Raw genomic sequence first — 18,419 nt, 5'->3', positions numbered from 1 at the left:
AAAGATTCCAAGCTTTTTTACGTATGGGTAATTGTTATAGCAACTTGTTTATCTAAGTCTCGGTCCCAAACACGTTGAATTTCAAACGTACCTTTCTCAAAAAATAATGGGAATCTTTCTTTAAACCAATCTTGCATAGGAAGATTTAGTGCTGTAGCGATTGGTACCCATAATAATTTACCTTCAGGAGGGTCCACAAGAAGCTCACCTTCAAATGAATCTGTCCAATAGTTAAATACCATATATCGAACATTTTCTTTCGGATTTACGTATTCATCTAATCCCTTAAAGGTTAAGGTTGAAACAAGTAATCCAGTTTCTTCTTTTACTTCCCGTTTAGTAGCTTGAACGATACTTTCTGGAAAATCTACTTTTCCGCCAGGAGCGATGTAACCAGGGAAGCCAAGGTGATTGGGGCGCTGTATTAACAATACTTTGTTATTCCGCTGAATCATACACATTGTATACATACGGTGCTCTATATCTTTCCAATTGTTGCTCATATGAATCTCTCCTCTTAATAAAATCTTATAGTTTTTAACTATAGTTTTGTATGACAAAAAATACAATAATAATACAAAATTATACAATTTTCAATTGACTATTACTAATTTTCAGAACTATAATTAGTCTGTTACATCAATACATCGTACTTGAGAGGGGAATATATTCTATGAAAAATAGAATAATCGCAGCAGGAGTAATTGCAGCTAGTATATTATCTTATTCATCTAGTAGTTTCGCGCAAACGAAAAAATTTCCAGATGTCCCAGCTAAACATTGGGCAGAAGACTCTATTTACTATTTAGTAGAGAAAGGTGCAGTTACAGGTAACGAAAAAGGAATGTTTGAGCCAGGAAAAGAAATCACTCGTGCAGAAGCAGCTACAATGATGGCTCAAATCTTAAACTTACCAATCGATAAAAATGCTAAACCATCTTTCGGTGATTCTCAAAACCAATGGTATACCCCATTCATCGCAGCTGTAGAAAAAGCTGGCGTTGTAAAAGGGAAAGGAGCGGGCGTATTCGATCCAACTGGGAAAATTGACCGAGTTTCAATGGCCTCTCTTATTGTAGAAGCTTACAAATTAGATTCTAAAGTAAATGGTACTCCAGCAACTAAATTTAGTGATCTAGAAAAAAGTTGGGGTAAAGCAAAAGCTAACATTCTAGTTGAATTAGGGATTTCTATTGGAACTGGTGACAAATGGGAGCCCGAAAAAATTCTAACTAAAGCAGAGGCAGCTCAATTTATAAAAAAGGCAGATTCTCTTAAAATAGGTAACCCTTTAGTAGAAAAGGTAGTTATTATTGATCCTGGTCATGGAGGATTTGATCCAGGGAATCCAGGGCAAGGTGTAGAGGAAAGTAAAATCGTATTTGATACATCTTTAAGATTACAGAAGTTGTTAGAAAAAAATACACCTTTAAAAGCTTTATTAACACGTGAAGAGAACGGAAATCCAGGAAGTAACAAAAATGAATCTCTTGCGAATCGAGTGAAATTTGGTCAAGAGAACAATGCAGATATATTTGTAAGCATTCATGCAAATTCTTCTGAAAATCATGATGGTCATGGAACGGAAACGTATTATTATAAAAAATCCAAGCGTGGAGAAGAGACACAGATTGAAAAGGATAGTGAAGTGTTAGCAAAGAAAATTCAAAATAGAGTATTAGAAGCACTACATACAAGAGATAGAAATATAAAAGACAATCACTCACTTTATGTAGTAAATAATAATACAGTACCAGCAGTTTTAACAGAGCTTGCCTTTATTGATAATGATATAGATAATGGTAAATTAGCTACTGAATCAGGAAGACAAATTGCTGCTGAGGCAGTTTATGCTGGGATTTTAGATTATTATGAATGGAAAGGTTTCGATGTTGAAAAATATCGTTTAGCTAAATAACAATATTGATTGCTAAGTCCATCGTCTACATAGAGATGGGCTTTTTATGTGATTTTATGTAATTTTGTATCGGAATAAAAAGATATATCGTATTATGCTGATTATGAATAAAATAATGGTAGATTAGTTTATTTTTATCACGTATAATTTTACTGTTGACTATTTAAGAGTTTGTTAGTTTAATAGGGAAAATTATACGATAAAGGGAGGCAAGTTAACACGGGACAAGCATATACATAACGTGTTAAAAAAATTATGAAAAAAGTTATTTCTAATGTGTTAGCAGTGACAGTCGCACTTCAAGTAGTGATGGCTCCAGCAACTTCGTTTGCATCTACAAAAGAATTTCCAGATGTTCCAAAAAATCATTGGGCACTTGAAGCAATTAATGATTTAACGTCAAAAGGGATTATTGCAGGTTACGATAATGGTAAATTCGGCTTCGGAGATGTTGTAACTCGTGAGCAAGTAGCAGCATTAATGTATCGCGCATTAAAACCAGAAGCAAAAAGTGATTATAAAAATCCATACTCTGATATTAGTGCAGGAACGACAATGTTCCCAAAGGAAATTTTAGCATTAACAGATATGGGGATTTTCGTAGGTGATGATAAAGGAACGTTTAGACCGAAAGAATCATTAACACGTGCGGAGATGTCTGTTATTTTGCAAAAAGTATTTAAATTAGAAGTAAAAGCACCACATACATTTGATGATATAGATGCAACATATTGGTGGGCAAAGGAAGCAATTAGTGCATTGCAATCTAATGGTGTAGCGGCAGGGAATGGACTTGGAGGATTTGATCCATCAGGTGTATTAACGCGTGAAGGCTATGCACAATTATTATATAAAGCGATGCAAATAAAAAAGGATGTTCCTGTTGAACAACCATCATATATGAATCTAGATGTGACATTGCCATCTAACATAACGGCACAGGAGATTGATGGATTTATTAAAGAATGGCACCCTGACAGTCCGCTTATTGGAACTGGACAAGATTTTATTCAAGCACAAAATGAGTATGGTGTGAGCGCATTATACTTAGCTGCACATGCAATTTTAGAATCTGGTTACGGTAAATCAGAAATTGCATATCGTAAACATAATTTATTTGGTTTAAGAGCATATGATCGCGATCCATTTGCATACGCAAAATATTTACCATCATACAAGGACAGTATTTCTTACAATGCTGATTATGTAAGAAAGAATTACTTAGAAAAAGGTGCTGATCATTTTAATGGTTACACATTGCCTGCTATGAATATTAAGTATGCAACAGATAAAGAATGGGCTGGCAAAATCGCTAATCTTATGGAGCGTATTAAACCGTTTAACAAAAAAGATTATGAAAATGTAAAACGATTACCAAAGAATCCTAATACATTGAATGTAGAGGCATTAGGAAAAGAAATTCCATATAAAGATTATGCAAAAGATGCAACAGCTACTGTTCAATTAGTAGGCTCTTACTATCAAGTACCATATCCATTTGGCTATACAATTAAGAGTGTACCAAATATTACGCAAAATGAAGTTGGAAAATTAGAAAGTGGCAAGAAAGTAAATGTATATCGTGAAGATCCAAACGGCTGGGTAGAATTTTCATTTGAAAACGCTCAAGAAAAATATTGGACATTGAAGAAGAACTTAAAAATATAAATAAAAAAGGTGTTTTCACTTATGAAAACACCTTTTTTATTTATATTTAACATGTAATATTTTTAGATTCAGTATGAGTTTCTTTTTTATGTTTTTACCAATAATTAAACCGTTTCATATATAATTAAAAGTGTTGAAGATTGAATTTTCTGTTTTTGTTTTATTGTTAACTTAATTTGAAAAGAGGAGAGGTATATGCAAGGAGAAATACCAACAGAGAAAAGTTTAAGTTATATCGGTAAATTGTTATTGCCGGTTAAAGCGTCACCACATTTTAAATTTTTATGGATCGGGCAATTGCTTTCGACTTTAGGTAGTTCGATAACGATGGTTATTTTGCCAGTCGTTGTATATTCATTGACTGGATCAACAGTTGTAATGGGAATGACTATGGCAATGTACATGCTTCCTAATATCCTTGCGTTACCGTTTGCTGGATTAGTCGTAGATCGAATGGATCGGGTGAAAGTAATGTTATTTACAGATATAATTCGCTGCGTATTAATGCTATTACTTGCAATACTTATATTTATGGATGTTTTAACAATTCCACTTCTATATGTACTTGTAGCATTATATGGACTTATGGAAGGGATATTTCAGCCAGCATATGCGGCTGTAAGAGCGAAAGTATTTGTACCAGAAATTCGAAATGCAGCTAATTCATTAACGCAAATGAGCAATCAAGGTATACGACTAATTGGACCGGCTCTTGGAGGATTGATCGTTTCAGTTGCATCTGCCGGAATAGGGTTTGGACTAGATGCAGTAACATATTTGTTATCATTTTTTTGTTTATTATTTTTAAGAGAAATAAAGTTTAAAAAAGTAAAACCTATTGAAAAGAAAAAAGTCGATTATAAACAAGAGTTTATGGAAGGTGTTTTTGTTTTAAAAAGTCATCCGTGGCTATGGATTACAATTTTAGTCTTTTCTTTCATCAATATTTGTTATGCAGGAATTATCGTCGTATTAATTCCATGGTTATTTAATGTTCATCATCATTTTGAAGCATATGTGTATGGATTAGGAATGGCATCCTCTGGTGTTGGAGCTGTAGTTGCTGCGCTAAATATTCGGCGGGAGAGAACGGTGGTATAAGCGGGGAATACTTGCCTATGGTGGTGTTTTAATAAGTGGTTGTGCGCTTTTAATAATGCCGTTCATTACTTGGGCACCTGTTTTAGTTGTATTAATGGCAATTGAAGGGTTCGGTATGATGATATTTGGACTCATTTGGGAAACGAGTTTACAAGAGCTCGTGCCAGAAGAAGCATTTGGAAGAGTGGCAAGCCTTGATATGTTAGGTTCATTTGCTTTATTGCCACTAGGTTATGTAGTTGTAGGATGGTTAGCTACTGTCATAGGTGGCGAGATAACGATTATAACATTAGCTATTTTAGTACTTGTAACAATTGGAGTAGCGTTATGTGTGCCGAGTATTCGAAGATTTGATTGATGATATAAGGGAAGGTGGGAACGACTTATATGCTTATAAAAAATTTGAACGATATAGTCGCAAAGGAATGGGACAACCAATATACTTTGCAGGAAAAGATCTTTGAAGCAAAAAATTTCACAGTCTATATTGCTACCCATAGAGAAAATAAGCTAGCATATAATCAACTAGTATTAATAAAACATTTTTGTAACGAAAAGCCTTCCGTGCATATTTGGCATAAGAAAATTAGCACCGATGCAACAAAACTGGACATCACAAAAGAAGTGACAGAAGCCATTCAAACTGGTTTTGTAAATGAAGAGTAAGCCCTAATTTAATTAGGGCTTACTCTTCATTAAATACAAATGTTTGTTTCAGTTTTTTACTTTCATTTACTGGATGGCCGTTGTAAGAAAAGTTCTTTTCTTCCCAAGTAATCACAACTTTAAAATTATGGCTATTAAAGTCTAATGGGAATACCATGTAGTCAAAGCTTGTATGACTTTTAGAAATATTTTCATTAGGTGTAGTAGGTTTAAAGGTAGCTTTAGAGGTAGGATTGTTATCAAGTATTTCCACGGATACGTTTGATACATCATGACCGATGTTTTTTACGAGTAAACTATATGTATCAAATACACCTTGTTTTGGCTGGATTGCTTGCTTGTTTACGTTATGAGATTTATCAATTTCGATATACCATTGTTTAGACTTTGATGCAATTGGTAGTGATTGAAATGTGTATGCACTAGCTTGTATTGGTAGTGCTAAGCATATAAGCGTAAAGAGAGTTAATATTTTTCGTTTCATTTTTTGAGAGCTCCCATTCTGTAACGGATTTATTTATTATTATCTTCTCTTTATGTTAAATTATACCATATAATGTAAGGGATTCGTTTTATGAATATTGGGTTAGGAGTTATTATATTATTTGCTATGCTTGTACTTAGTTTTATTACATCTTTTTCTAAACAAGAAAGCCGATCCGCCTTTAGGCATGGAATGAAATGAAAGGGAAGTTGGATCCGGAATACTACTAAAAACCGTAAGGATCGTGGTACTTTAAGTATCCGAAGTTTAGATAGTGTCTTCAGATTTTTTGTTTTAATTTTTCAGAAATAAATGATAATAGAAGAATGTTTTAAGGTGTTGGTTGAAGGGATATGTAACGAGTTTGATATGGCAATGGTATGTGATACTAACAGCGTTCATTTGTTTTTAATTAAACGGACGGTCATCCCCTTAACCCTACAAATAAAATGATTAATATCAAAATGTTTAAGAGAAGAATTCTCTCATCATAAGGTTAAATAGTAATAGTATGTTTAAGGGATTAAAGAAGGAAGCTGTGTAAAGGTCATACTACACAGCTTTTTTGTACATCTAATTTTAGAATAATCAATTAAGTGTATTTAATTGTTACGTATACGTAGTTCTGTCTCACTATCAAAAAAATGTGCTTTTGTTAAACTAAAGGCTACTGAAAGCTTATCGCCAGCTTTCAGTTCTGATCGAGCATTAATTCGTGCGACAAAACTTTGATTTTCAAGTTTTCCATGTATCATAGTCTCAGCACCTAATAGTTCAGCAACTTCAACATTAATTTCGACAGTTGAATCGGGAGAAGATTGAAGGACAATTGGTTCATCGTGAATGTCTTCTGGACGAATACCGAGTATAAGTGTTTTTTTGTTATATCCCTTTTTCTGCAATTTTTTTAATTGCCCTTCTGGTACTTTAAAACGAATATTTTCTATATGAAAATAGTTATCTTTTAATGTTCCAGTAAAAAAATTCATGGCCGGAGAACCAATGAATCCGCCAACAAAAACATTTTCAGGAGTATCATAGACTTCTTTTGGTGTACCAACTTGTTGTATGATACCATCTTTCATCACAACAAGGCGTGATGCCATTGTCATTGCTTCCGTTTGGTCATGTGTTACATATATAGTAGTTGTGTTTAAGCGGCGATGAAGCTTAGAAATTTCTGAACGCATACTTACACGTAATTTAGCATCTAAATTGGATAGAGGCTCGTCCATTAAGAATACTTTTGCATCACGAACGATAGCTCTTCCTAATGCAACACGCTGGCGCTGTCCACCCGATAATGCTTTTGGTTTTCGCTTTAAATAATCTTCAAGACCTAATATTTTTGCTGCCTCAGTTACACGACGATTAATTTCATCTTTTGGTAGTTTTCGTAATTTTAAACCAAACGCCATATTATCGTAAACAGACATATGTGGGTATAGTGCGTAATTTTGAAATACCATTGCAATGTCACGATCTTTTGGAGCGACGTCATTCATAAGTTTACCATCAATATAAAATGAGCCGTCAGAAATGTCTTCTAAACCTGCAATCATCCGTAGAGTAGTTGATTTTCCACAACCAGAAGGGCCAACAAATACAATAAACTCTTTATCTTGAATATGTAAATTGAAGTCAGAAACAGCAGTTGTTTTATTATCGTATAATTTGAAAATATGATTTAATACGAGTTCGGCCATTATACATCACCCCTATTTTTATAATTAACTGAATTATAAGTTTTATTTAATGTAAGGTGAATTGGTAAGTTGCACAAAAAAAGTTAATTTTTTTATGCAAAATTACGAGATGTTCAAAGAAAGAAAAGCCAAATAAACAGCCACAGCACCTTCAAATGTTTTTATATTCAATCCTGTTTTTTCAATAAATTTGTCAATTCGATACTGTAAAGTATTTCGGTGTAAATATAATTGTTTAGCCGCAAGTGATACATTTAAATTACATTGGAAGAATACTTTAATACTCTCTATTAGTTCTTTATCATTGGAAACATTTTCCAATAAAAGATTTGTATATTTTTCTCTTTTTTCTTTTGGTAATAAGGTCATTAATTGATAAGGGAGAAGTTGTTCAATGTATGTAATTTTCTTTGATAAATAGGGAGAAAGATAAGAAAATAAATTTCGTTCCCATTGATACAAGTGAGAAACTTGATTGGTTTGGGTGTAGTGTCTGCCGACAAAAAAGGATAAGAATATAAAAAAATCTGTTTCTAGCGTATCAAGGGCTGTTTGCAATCTATATTCAGATATATTTTCTGTTAAGATGAGGACTCCAGTTTGTGAAGTTTCCCATATTGTAGGAGTATCAAAACCAAGTATTGAATGTAAAGCATTATGAAATTCTTCTCGTTCCGTTATAGGATGCGTTGTGAAGAAATGTAAAAAGCGTACAGATGTTATTTGAATATCTTTACTCTGATATAACGCTTCGTACCAATACTTTTCTATTTTTGTTTCGTAGCATGTGTCAGTATGGATGGGAGTTAAGAGGGATGAAAGCAATTGACACTCCCGTTTATGTAAGCGAGATTTACGAATTCCTACTCTATTCCCGTCAATCAAAAACCAACTGTAATCTTCAGAAAGTATGGCTTCATTAATTTTTATATCTTTAGCGTAATATTTTTTTAATTGTTGAATCATATCAACACTCCTTATCTTTATATTATTTATTAATAACAAATTATATAGGGATAATGGATTAATACAGTTCGTGATGAAAATTTAAAAAATTCAGAAAATATATTGCGGAGGAAAAAGTGATAGTGTTATACTTCATAACAACTGGTAATGACAACATCATGTCGTGATCAAATTGGTATATGTATAAATAATATATCAATGATAGTTTATTCCTTCAACTGGTAATGACATAAGTCTACTAAAATTGATAGGGAAGGGAGAGAAGAGCATTGTTTTTATAAATGAATAAAATTCGTTTGTAAACGCTTTATTTACAAGGTGCTCCAAATCTTTTGTAAAGTTGATTATATTAGTTTAACTTGTCGTCAGTGAATTACAAGAAACATAAGTAAAGATGATGTTATATAGATGATTGTTTCTAGAGGAGGAAAAGGGATGAAAAAGTGGTTTATTTTCTTTTTGTCAACATTGCTATTGGCAATAGTAGGATGTTCTAACAGTGGCGAAAAAGTTAACACGTCATCTAAAGATGAAAAAATAGAATTACGGTATGCACTTTGGGATAAGAAACAACTACCAGCAGTGGAAAAAGTGGTTCAACAGTTTAATGAAAAACATCCGAATATTAAGGTGAAAATAGAATTAACAGCGTACGGGCAGTATTTTCAGAAGCTTGAAACGGCAGCAACAGGAAATGCATTGCCGGATGTATTTTGGATGAATGGACCAAATGTTGTGAAATACGCTTCGGGGAAAGTATTGATGCCTTTGGATGATAAAGCGAAAAAGGATAAGTATAAATTGGAAAATTATCCGAAATCTTTAGTTGATTTATATACAGTAGATAATAAAACTTACGGTATTCCAAAAGATTTTGATACAACGGCACTTTGGTATAATAAAAAATTATTTGATGAAGCTGGAGTAGCATATCCAGATGATTCATGGGATTGGGAGAAAATGAAAGAAGCTGCAAAAAAATTGACGAAAAAGGAAAAAGATGTTTGGGGATTTGCAGCAGCAATGGGAAATCAAGGTGGCTATTATGATCTCATTTACCAAAATAAAGGGTATGTTCTTTCTAAAGATAAAAAAACAGTAGGATTTAATAAACCACAAGCAATTGAAGCGTTTAATTATAACATTAGTTTTATTAAAGAAGGATTATCACCAACATTTGCTCAAATGACAGAGACAACAGCATCTGATTTGTTTTTATCAGGTAAAGTAGCGATGATTTTTGATGGGCCTTGGATGGTACCAGAATATAAGAAAAATCCTGATTTAAATATTGCTGTTATGCCAAAAGGGAAAGAAAGAGCTGTTATGATTCATGGTCTAGCAAATGTCATCTCAGCGAAAACAAAATATCCGGATGCAGCTTGGGAATTTGTGAAATATTTAGGTTCTAAAGAGGCAGCAGATGTGTTTGCAGAAACTGGAACAGTTATTCCTGCTTTTAATGGAACACAAGAAGCATGGGTTAAATCCGTTCCAAACTTGAATTTACAAGCGTATATCACTGGTCTTGAATATTCTTACCCATTACCGAGTGTGAAAAATACAGGAGCTTTATGGGAGCAAGAAACAAAAGTATTAAAAAGGGTATGGGGAGGAGAATTGAATGTTGAAGATGCAACAAAAGAATTAACAGAGAAGGCAAATGAAGTTCTTTCTAAAAAATAAGGAGAGGGATCCTCTCCTTACTTTAAATCAAAAATTATGGGAGGAGTGAAGAGATGGAGGATCTATCAATAAAGGTAGTGGAGCAAAAAAACACACATATACAAAAAAAATATAAAAAGAAAAAGAAATTAGATTATATATGGGCATATGTCATGATTGCCCCAACTATGCTAGGGTTATTCATTTTTTATATGTGGCCAATTTTGCAAAATATTTATTTTAGTTTTACAGCGTGGGATGCGTTTGGTAGCTATGAATGGATTGGATTAGAAAACTATAAAAAGATGTTTACTGATCAAGATTTAGGAAAGGCTTTTCAAAATACATTTATTTATATCGTGCTTACTGTTCCAATCAGTATATTTTTATCCATCATATTAGCGGTGCTATTAAATCAAAACATTAAAGGGAAATCCCTGTATAGAACATTATATTTTTTACCTGTTATTACAATGCCTGCTGCAATCGCGATGGTATGGAAATGGATCTATAATTCTGACTATGGGTTACTCAATTACATGTTATCATGCTTTGGAATTGATGGTCCTAATTGGCTTACCAACCCTAACATTGCATTATATTCAATTATTATAGTTGCGATTTGGGGTGGGATAGGATATAACATGGTTATTTTTCTATCTGGTCTCCAAAACATCCCTAAAACATACTATGAAGCAGCAATTATGGATGGAGCCCGGCCAATTACAATTTTCTTTAAGATTACATTGCCACTTTTATCGCCAGTTATTTTCTTTGTAACGATTATGTCTTTAATTGGGGCATTTCAAGTATTCGATCTCATCTTTATGATGATTGGTAGAACAAGTAATGTAATTGAAAATACACAATCTATTGTTTATTTATTTTATCAAAATGCCTTTATTTTGAATGAAAAAGGATATTCGGCAGCCATAGCAGTTGTATTATTAATTATTATATTAATCATTACAGCGATTCAAATGATATTACAGAAAAAGTGGGTGCATTATGATGAATAAAAGAGTAGGTGCAGTCAATAAAAATAAAATTATGATTCATACAATACTTATCATAGGTGCCTTATTAACCATTGGTCCTTTTATTTGGATGATATTAACGTCTCTAAAGACTTATGCAGAATCTGTTCAAGTTTCACCAGTTATTATCCCATCTCAATTTATGTGGAGTAACTATACGGAAATATTCAACTTATTACCATTTTTAAAATTTATGATGAATACTGTAATTGTTACAATAGCTAGAACGATTGGGCAGTTGTTTTTATGCTCATTAGCAGCTTATGCTTTTGCTAGAATACAATTTCCAGGTAGAAATGTACTGTTTTTACTAACTCTTTCCGTCCTAATGGTTCCAGCTCAAGTGTTTTTGCTTCCACAATATTTAATTATGGTAAAACTGGATTGGTTGAATACATTACAAGCGGTAATTGTACCTGGGTTATTTAGTGCATTTGGTACCTTTTTATTGCGTCAGTTTTTTATGGGCGTTCCAAAGGAACTAGAAGAAGCGGCGAGATTAGATGGTTGCAATCACTTCCAAATTTATTGGTATGTTATGCTGCCTCTTGCGAAACCAGGTTTAATTGCACTTGGTATATTTACAACACTCTGGTCTTGGAATGAATTGATGTGGCCGATGATTGTAAATAATTCACCAGATATGATGACATTATCAGTTGGTTTATCTTCACTACAAGGGCAATATGCAACAAACTATCCTGTACTAATGGCGGGATCATTTTTAGCGATTTTACCAATGTTGTTATTGTTTATTTTTTTACAAAAACAATTTATTGAAGGAATTACAATTACAGGTGGAAAATAAGAATAATAGAATAGGAGAGGATATGTATGATTACGGCGGCATTAATTGGGGCAGGAAGTCGTGGAATGTACGCTTATGCTTCTTACGCGTTAGAACATCCAACAGAGATAACTTTTGTTGCGGTTGCAGAATTGGATAATGCAAAAAGACAGAAATTCTCTGAAATGCATAACGTTTCGGAAGATATGCAATTTGAAACATGGGAAGAGTTATTAGCGAAAGAAAAGCTTTGTGATGTATTGCTTATTTGTTCGCCCGACCGGTTTCATTATAAACCTGTAATGCAAGCGATTGAGAAGGGATACAAAATTTTATTAGAAAAACCAATGTCACCAAGTCCTAAAGAGACATTGGAAATTGCAGAGGCTGCCACGAGATATAACGTGTTATTAACAGTATGTCACGTGTTAAGGTATGCACCATTCTATAGGACTTTAAAAGAAATTGTTGATCAAAAGAAGATAGGGGATATCGTTTCAATTCAATGGAATGAAAATGTCGGTCATTGGCATCAAGCACATAGTTTTGTAAGAGGGAATTGGCGTAATAAGTCTGAATCAAGTTCAATGATTTTGCAAAAATGTTGTCATGATATGGATGTGCTACAATGGCTTGTGGGTGCAGAGTGTGAAAAGATTTCATCTTTTGGAAGTTTGACTCATTTTAAATCCGAACATGCACCTAAGGGTTCGACGTTACGTTGTACAGATGGTTGTGAAGTTGAGGGAAACTGCCAATATTCTGCTTTAAAATGGTATTTACATGAGAGAGATGAATGGCCAGCGAATGTAGTTTCTATTGATACAAGCATTGAAAATAGACTGGAGGCACTAAAAAAGGGACCTTATGGGCGTTGTGTGTACCATTGTGACAATGATGTTGTGGATCATCAAGTAGTAAATTTGCTGTTTGATAATGATGTAACAGTTGCTTTTACAATGTCTGCATTTACAAAAGAGTGTTGCCGTACGTTTAAAATTATGGGAACACATGGTGAAATTCATGGTCATGATGTATTAAATGAATTGAAGGTCAAATATTTTTCAGGTGAAGTTGAAACGATTTACCCAAAAACAATAGAAGGTGGACATATGGGAGCAGATAATGCAATTATGACTGATTTTATCGAAAAGGTAAAAAGCAATAAAACAGAAAGTTTAACGTCTGCAATGATTTCGGCAAATAGTCATTTGATTGCATTTGCTGCTGAAAGATCAAGAATAACGGGTGAAACAGTAAATCTTAAGCAATATGTCACAGAGTTACAACAATCGATGAATCTAGCAAAGTAAGAAGAGTGCATATAAAGAAACAAATTAAATATACGATTCAAGTAAATTTTAACAGATAGAATAAGCTTATCTTTCTCTGTGAGAAAGTAATGGTAATTCCTATTTTCATTCGATATAATAGCCATAAACTGGTCATAACAACTTTATAGATGAGGGAGTAAAACATGATTGCAAAAGATAATCGAACACCATTATACTACCAACTAATGGATATTATTGTGGAGCAAATTGAAACTGGGAATTTACAAGAACATGATAAGCTTCCATCAGAACGTGAACTATGCGAGATTCATGATGTAAGTAGAACAACAGTAAGGCAGACGATGCAAGAATTAGAAAAAGAAGGATATATTTATAAAAAACATGGTAAAGGGAGTTTTGTCTCACCTCGTGTATTTAATCAAAGTCTTGTCCGTTTTTATAGTTTCACAGAAGAAATGAAAAAATTTGGAAAGGTTCCATCATCAACAGTCGTATCATTTTCCATAATTCATTGCGATAAAAAAATATCGAAAATTATGAATCTTAACAATGGAGAAGAGGTATATCAAATTACGAGATTAAGGTTAGCTGATAAAGAACCCATGCTATTTGAAACATCTTATATTCCTGTAAAGTTCTTTCCATATTTAACGAAGAAAGAATTAGAAGAAACACCAATGTACGAGATTTTCCGTACAAAATACCAAGTTCATATCACACGTGCGGTGGAAAGTTTCAAAGCGATTGCAGCAGAAAAAGAGCATGCAACATGGCTACAAGTTGAAAAGAATGAACCATCTTTATCTCTAGAACGTATTGCATATGCGAAAGAAAATATAATTGAATACACACAGACCATTGCAAGAGGAGATAAATTTACTTACACAGTTGAATTACAATAAGTATAGTTATACTTATTGTAATTCAACTGGTAATGATGACGTGATAAGATGTGGACTAATATTAAGGGGGGTTCTGAAATGTTATTACATGCAAATGATGAAATAAGAGAAACATATGGAGCGTGTTTTACAGCGAAAGAAATTGCACAACAGCCAGATCTTTGGGAGCAAGTATATTTGAATTTTCAAAGCAAACATCATGAAATTATAGACTTCTTTTCACGTATTTCAAGAGATCATGAACAAGTGAGGGTTATTTTCACTGGTGCAGGGACATCCGCTTTTGTTGGAGACACAATTGTTCCATATGTAAAAAGGATTACGGATTTAAAGAAAATGCATATTGAAAGCATTCCAACAACAAATATAGTCTCAAGTCCTTATTACTATCTTCAGCCAGACATCCCAACAATTTTAGTGTCTTTTGCTCGCTCAGGCAATAGTCCAGAAAGTGTAGCGGCAGCGCAATTAGGAGAACAAATTATTCATTCAGTTTATCATATTATTTTAACATGTAATGAAGAAGGAAATTTAGCGAAGCAATTTCAGCATAAAGAGAACGCTTTTGTTATGTATATGCCACAGGAGGCAAACGATCAAGGGTTTGCAATGACAGGAAGTTTTACCTCTATGATGTTAACTGCACTTATGTTATGTAACTATAATCAGACCCATCTTTTAGAACCTAGCATTATGGATATTGTAAGATTAGGAAAAGATGTAATCAAAAAACAAGAACAGGAAATTCAACGAATTGCAGAAAAAGAATTTCGTAAAATTGTATTTTTAGGATCAGGCGTATTCGAGGGACTTTCTCGAGAGGCTGCTTTAAAATTTTTAGAGTTAACTGCTGGTCGTATCCCAGTTACGTTTGACACAACACTTGGGTTTAGGCATGGACCGAAATCAATTTTAGATAAGGATACAGTTGTTGTATTATTTTTATCTAATGATGAGTATACGAAAAAATATGATCTTGATTTATTAAAAGAGCTTTTTCAAGAGAAAGAAAGAAGCGAGATTATTGTTATAGCACATCAAGATAATCAGGAAGCAAGGCGAAATTCAAATACGTTTTTATGCAATGACGGACGCAATCTGAAAGATGACATGTATATTACGTTTATTTATATATTATACGGACAAATTTTAGCGTTATATAAATCTATTGCATTAGGGATTACTCCAGATAACCCTTGTCCAAGTGGAAGTGTAAATCGTATCGTTCGAGGGGTAACAGTACATCCTTATAAAGGAAAGGAATAGCAATTTATGAACTACTATGTCAAAGCATCTATGTATCTACTAGAAGATGGTGTTCGTGAGGGTGGATATTTACATATTGTAAATGGCTACTTTCTAAAACATGTTGAAGAAATAGTAGACGGAGCGTTAGTAATGGATTTTGAAGGAAGTATTATTTCTCCAGGATTTGTGGATACACATATTCACGGTGTAGCGGGACATGATGTAATGGATAGCACATATGAATCGTTAAACAATATTTCTATTATGTTATTGGAAAATGGTGTTACGAGTTTTTTACCTACAACATTAACTGATTCTTCGGAAAATATAATGAAAGCTTTAAAAAATATAGCTCATGCAAAAAAAAGAGGAGTGGATGGGGCCAATATTATTGGAGCTTTTCTGGAGGGACCTTGTTTTACGGAGGTCTATAAAGGTGCACAAAACTCTAAATATTTTATTGATCCAACCATTGAAATGTTAGAGGAGTGGATTGTTGCATCAGAAGGGACAATTAAAAAAATTGCCATGGCACCAGAGAGGAAAGGTGCTATTGCGTGTATACATCATGCTGTGAAAAAGAATATTCATGTAGCAATTGGGCATACGAATGCAAACTATGAGATATGCCAGAATGCGATTCAAGCAGGAGCGACGATTTTTGTGCATACGTTTAATGGAATGAAAGGATTACATCACCGTGAACCTGGCGTTGTTGGAGCGGTACTCTCAACTGAGCATGTGTATGGTGAAATCATTGTAGATGGACATCATGTACATCCAAGCGTAGTGAATATTTTATATAAATGTAAAGGATACGACAAAACTTGTTTAGTTAGTGACTGTATGCGAGCGGGCTTATTAGGGGATGGCACATATAATTTAGGAGAATTTGTTGTCCAAGTGCAAGACGGCATTGCCCGAACAGAGGCGGGTTCTTTAGCAGGAAGTACACTTCGATTTATTGATGGTGTGAAGAATATAGAGAAATGGACAAATGCATCGTTATGGGAATGTGTTCATATGGGATCGTTAATTCCTGCTAAAAGTATTGGAGTTGATAATGAAATTGGAAGTATAGCACCAGGGAAAAGAGCTGATTTTCTTATATTAACAGAGGATTTAGATCTTATAGGAACAGTTGTAGGGGGAGAAATGAAATATAAAAAGAATAAAGAGAGGATTTGAGAGTATGCTTGTTTCAACTCAATTTATACTGAGAAATGCACAAGAACAGGGGTATGCGGTTCCGGCTTTTAATATTCATAATTTAGAAACTTTAAAAGCAGTAATTGAATCCGCGGTAGAGCTTAGGTCACCTGTTATTATAGCTGCTACACCAGGCACAATAAAATATATGGGAAAAGAATATCTTTTGCATATGATTGAAGCAGCGAGAAAGCAATATGAAATACCAATTAGCCTACATTTAGATCATCATGAGGATATAAGTGATATTAAAAATTGTATTGATTCAGGAGTTCGCTCTGTTATGATTGATGCATCGCATCATCCGTTTGAAGAGAATATTCAGATTGTTCAGGAAGTTTCGTTGTATGCAAAACAATATGGAGTAACAGTAGAGGCTGAATTAGGGCAATTATCAGGAATAGAAGAAGATATAAAAGTAGAAAACTCAATTTATACAGATCCTTACCAAGCGAAAGAATTTGTAGAACGCACGAATATTGACTCATTGGCAGTTGCAATTGGAACGGCACATGGACTATATAAAGGGGAACCAAAATTAGATTTACAAAGATTAATAAATATCAGAAAGCAAGTCAATATTCCTCTTGTACTACATGGGGCATCTGGATTATCAGACAGTTTAGTGCAAGAAACGATTCGTTTAGGAATTTGTAAAGTAAATATTGCAACAGAGCTAAAAATTGCATTCGGAACAGCATTACGCCATTATCTACATTCTCATCCAGAAGAAAATGATCCGCGTAAATATTTTTCAGATGCAATTATGGCGATGAAACGGGTTGTTGCAGATAAAATAAAGATGTGCAAAAGTTTAAATCGTGTGTAAGGAGATATTCTTATGATTGCGACAATTACATTGAATCCATCTGTTGATATGCGATATGAATTAGGAGAATTAAAACTAAACAAAATACATCGTACGAAAGACTATGAAAAAACTGCGGGTGGAAAAGGCATTAATGTATCGAGAGTACTTCGTTTGCTTGGAGAAGAAGTAACAGGAGCTGGGTTACTTGGTGGTAGTAATGGTGAGTTCATAAGAAAAAGATTGAAAGATTTATCAATTATTGATGAGTTTGTTTCCGTTAATGAAGAAACTCGCAATTGTATAGCGTTAATCACAAAAAAATCTGCGTCAGCTACTGAAGTATTAGAAGCAGGACCTGCTATTTCAGAGGATGAAATAGCTCTTTTTATAAAAAAATATGAAAGGATAGTAAAAGATTTTGAGTTTATTGTTGCATCGGGAAGTTTACCTAAGGGTATTCCAAATTCATTTTATCAACAGTTGGCACAAAAGGCGGCTGAAAACGGTAAAAAATTCATATTAGATACAAGTGGAGAACCATTATTGCATGGCATACAAGGAAAACCATTTTTAATTAAACCAAACAGGCAAGAAATTTGTCAGTTGCTTCAAAAAAAACGTGTGTCACAGGAAGAAATGATTGCGGAAGCAACTAAAATCTGCGAGGGGGGCGTGCAGTATGTTTTGTTATCACTTGGAAGAGAAGGAGCGATACTTATTACGAAAGATGAAAGCATAAGGGCAATTATTTCAGAAATAAAAACAATCAATGCCGTTGGCTCAGGTGACGCAATGGTTGCAGGAATAACGTTAGCACTCGCAAAGGGGTATGGGATAAAGGATGCACTTCGTTTTTCGGTGGCGTGTGGAATGGCTAACGCAGCTGAGGAAATAACAGGTTACATACAGCTTAAAAATGTAGAGAATTTCTATAATGAAATTACAATTGTCTAAAA

General features: G+C 33.8%; 16 protein-coding genes and 1 pseudogene. 13 read left to right on the top strand and 4 right to left on the bottom strand.

Annotation, left to right across the window (positions count from 1 at the left end; genetic code table 11):
• Positions 1 to 17: 17 nt before the first annotated feature.
• Positions 18 to 503, bottom strand: a complete 486-nt coding sequence (locus tag QCI73_RS18155) for an 8-oxo-dGTP diphosphatase (protein WP_353823486.1) — start codon at positions 501 to 503, stop codon at positions 18 to 20.
• Positions 504 to 673: 170 nt separating this feature from the next.
• Here QCI73_RS18155 and QCI73_RS18150 point away from each other — a divergent pair, with 170 nt between their 5' ends.
• From QCI73_RS18150 to QCI73_RS18135, 4 genes and pseudogenes are all read left to right on the top strand, one after another.
• Positions 674 to 1,918 carry an N-acetylmuramoyl-L-alanine amidase gene (locus QCI73_RS18150; protein WP_353823485.1) on the top strand — a complete coding sequence of 415 codons (1,245 nt, stop codon included), beginning with the start codon at positions 674 to 676 and terminating at the stop codon, positions 1,916 to 1,918.
• Between the two features lie 255 nt (positions 1,919 to 2,173).
• Positions 2,174 to 3,586 (top strand): S-layer homology domain-containing protein, encoded by a 1,413-nt coding sequence (locus tag QCI73_RS18145; protein ID WP_353823484.1) that lies wholly within the window; start codon positions 2,174 to 2,176, stop codon positions 3,584 to 3,586.
• A 195-nt stretch (positions 3,587 to 3,781) separates the two neighbouring features.
• Positions 3,782 to 5,045 (top strand): annotated as a pseudogene (locus QCI73_RS18140) (MFS transporter).
• Positions 5,046 to 5,074: 29 nt separating this feature from the next.
• The gene (locus QCI73_RS18135; protein WP_000905834.1) at positions 5,075 to 5,353 is read left to right on the top strand and encodes a hypothetical protein; all 279 of its coding nucleotides are present in this window, start codon (positions 5,075 to 5,077) and stop codon (positions 5,351 to 5,353) included.
• Positions 5,354 to 5,372: 19 nt separating this feature from the next.
• Here QCI73_RS18135 and QCI73_RS18130 read toward each other — a convergent pair whose 3' ends face one another.
• From QCI73_RS18130 to QCI73_RS18120, 3 genes are all read right to left on the bottom strand, one after another.
• Positions 5,373 to 5,837 (bottom strand): hypothetical protein, encoded by a 465-nt coding sequence (locus tag QCI73_RS18130; protein WP_000823325.1) that lies wholly within the window; start codon positions 5,835 to 5,837, stop codon positions 5,373 to 5,375.
• A gap of 602 nt (positions 5,838 to 6,439) precedes the next feature.
• Positions 6,440 to 7,543 carry an ABC transporter ATP-binding protein gene (locus tag QCI73_RS18125; protein WP_000829438.1) on the bottom strand — a complete coding sequence of 368 codons (1,104 nt, stop codon included), beginning with the start codon at positions 7,541 to 7,543 and terminating at the stop codon, positions 6,440 to 6,442.
• Between the two features lie 102 nt (positions 7,544 to 7,645).
• A complete protein-coding gene (locus QCI73_RS18120; protein WP_353823483.1) occupies positions 7,646 to 8,509 on the bottom strand; it encodes a PucR family transcriptional regulator in 864 nt (287 codons plus the stop codon).
• A gap of 435 nt (positions 8,510 to 8,944) precedes the next feature.
• Between QCI73_RS18120 and QCI73_RS18115 the strand changes: the two genes are divergently transcribed.
• The 9 genes from QCI73_RS18115 to pfkB all read left to right on the top strand — a co-directional run bounded on the left by QCI73_RS18115 (position 8,945) and on the right by pfkB (position 18,417).
• A complete protein-coding gene (locus QCI73_RS18115; protein WP_000758667.1) occupies positions 8,945 to 10,195 on the top strand; it encodes an ABC transporter substrate-binding protein in 1,251 nt (416 codons plus the stop codon).
• A 53-nt stretch (positions 10,196 to 10,248) separates the two neighbouring features.
• Entirely contained in the window at positions 10,249 to 11,193 is a 945-nt protein-coding gene (locus QCI73_RS18110) for a carbohydrate ABC transporter permease (RefSeq protein WP_000389887.1), read from the top strand.
• A complete protein-coding gene (locus QCI73_RS18105; protein WP_002163696.1) occupies positions 11,186 to 12,019 on the top strand; it encodes a carbohydrate ABC transporter permease in 834 nt (277 codons plus the stop codon). The genes QCI73_RS18110 and QCI73_RS18105 overlap by 8 nt, the downstream gene beginning before the upstream one ends.
• Before the next feature lie 26 nt (positions 12,020 to 12,045).
• A complete protein-coding gene (locus QCI73_RS18100; protein WP_000626886.1) occupies positions 12,046 to 13,311 on the top strand; it encodes a Gfo/Idh/MocA family protein in 1,266 nt (421 codons plus the stop codon).
• A gap of 164 nt (positions 13,312 to 13,475) precedes the next feature.
• The gene (locus QCI73_RS18095; RefSeq protein WP_000560690.1) at positions 13,476 to 14,195 is read left to right on the top strand and encodes a GntR family transcriptional regulator; all 720 of its coding nucleotides are present in this window, start codon (positions 13,476 to 13,478) and stop codon (positions 14,193 to 14,195) included.
• 78 nt (positions 14,196 to 14,273) lie between these two features.
• Positions 14,274 to 15,461: an SIS domain-containing protein gene (locus tag QCI73_RS18090; RefSeq protein ID WP_000924262.1), complete on the top strand. Its 1,188-nt coding sequence runs from the start codon at positions 14,274 to 14,276 to the stop codon at positions 15,459 to 15,461.
• 6 nt (positions 15,462 to 15,467) lie between these two features.
• Entirely contained in the window at positions 15,468 to 16,631 is a 1,164-nt protein-coding gene (nagA, locus tag QCI73_RS18085) for an N-acetylglucosamine-6-phosphate deacetylase (protein WP_001110428.1), read from the top strand.
• A gap of 4 nt (positions 16,632 to 16,635) precedes the next feature.
• Positions 16,636 to 17,481 carry a tagatose-bisphosphate aldolase subunit GatY gene (locus QCI73_RS18080; protein WP_000961489.1) on the top strand — a complete coding sequence of 282 codons (846 nt, stop codon included), beginning with the start codon at positions 16,636 to 16,638 and terminating at the stop codon, positions 17,479 to 17,481.
• Positions 17,482 to 17,493: 12 nt separating this feature from the next.
• Positions 17,494 to 18,417, top strand: coding sequence for a 1-phosphofructokinase (gene pfkB / locus QCI73_RS18075; RefSeq protein WP_353823482.1), 924 nt, complete (start codon positions 17,494 to 17,496; stop codon positions 18,415 to 18,417).
• Positions 18,418 to 18,419: the final 2 nt, after the last annotated feature.

The sequence above is a fragment of the Bacillus cereus group sp. MG16 genome (assembly GCF_040459875.1).
Taxonomy (GTDB): Bacteria; Bacillota; Bacilli; order Bacillales; family Bacillaceae_G; genus Bacillus_A; species Bacillus_A paranthracis.
Note: the sequence above shows the minus strand (reverse complement) of the source record. Positions and strands in the feature narration are given on the sequence as shown.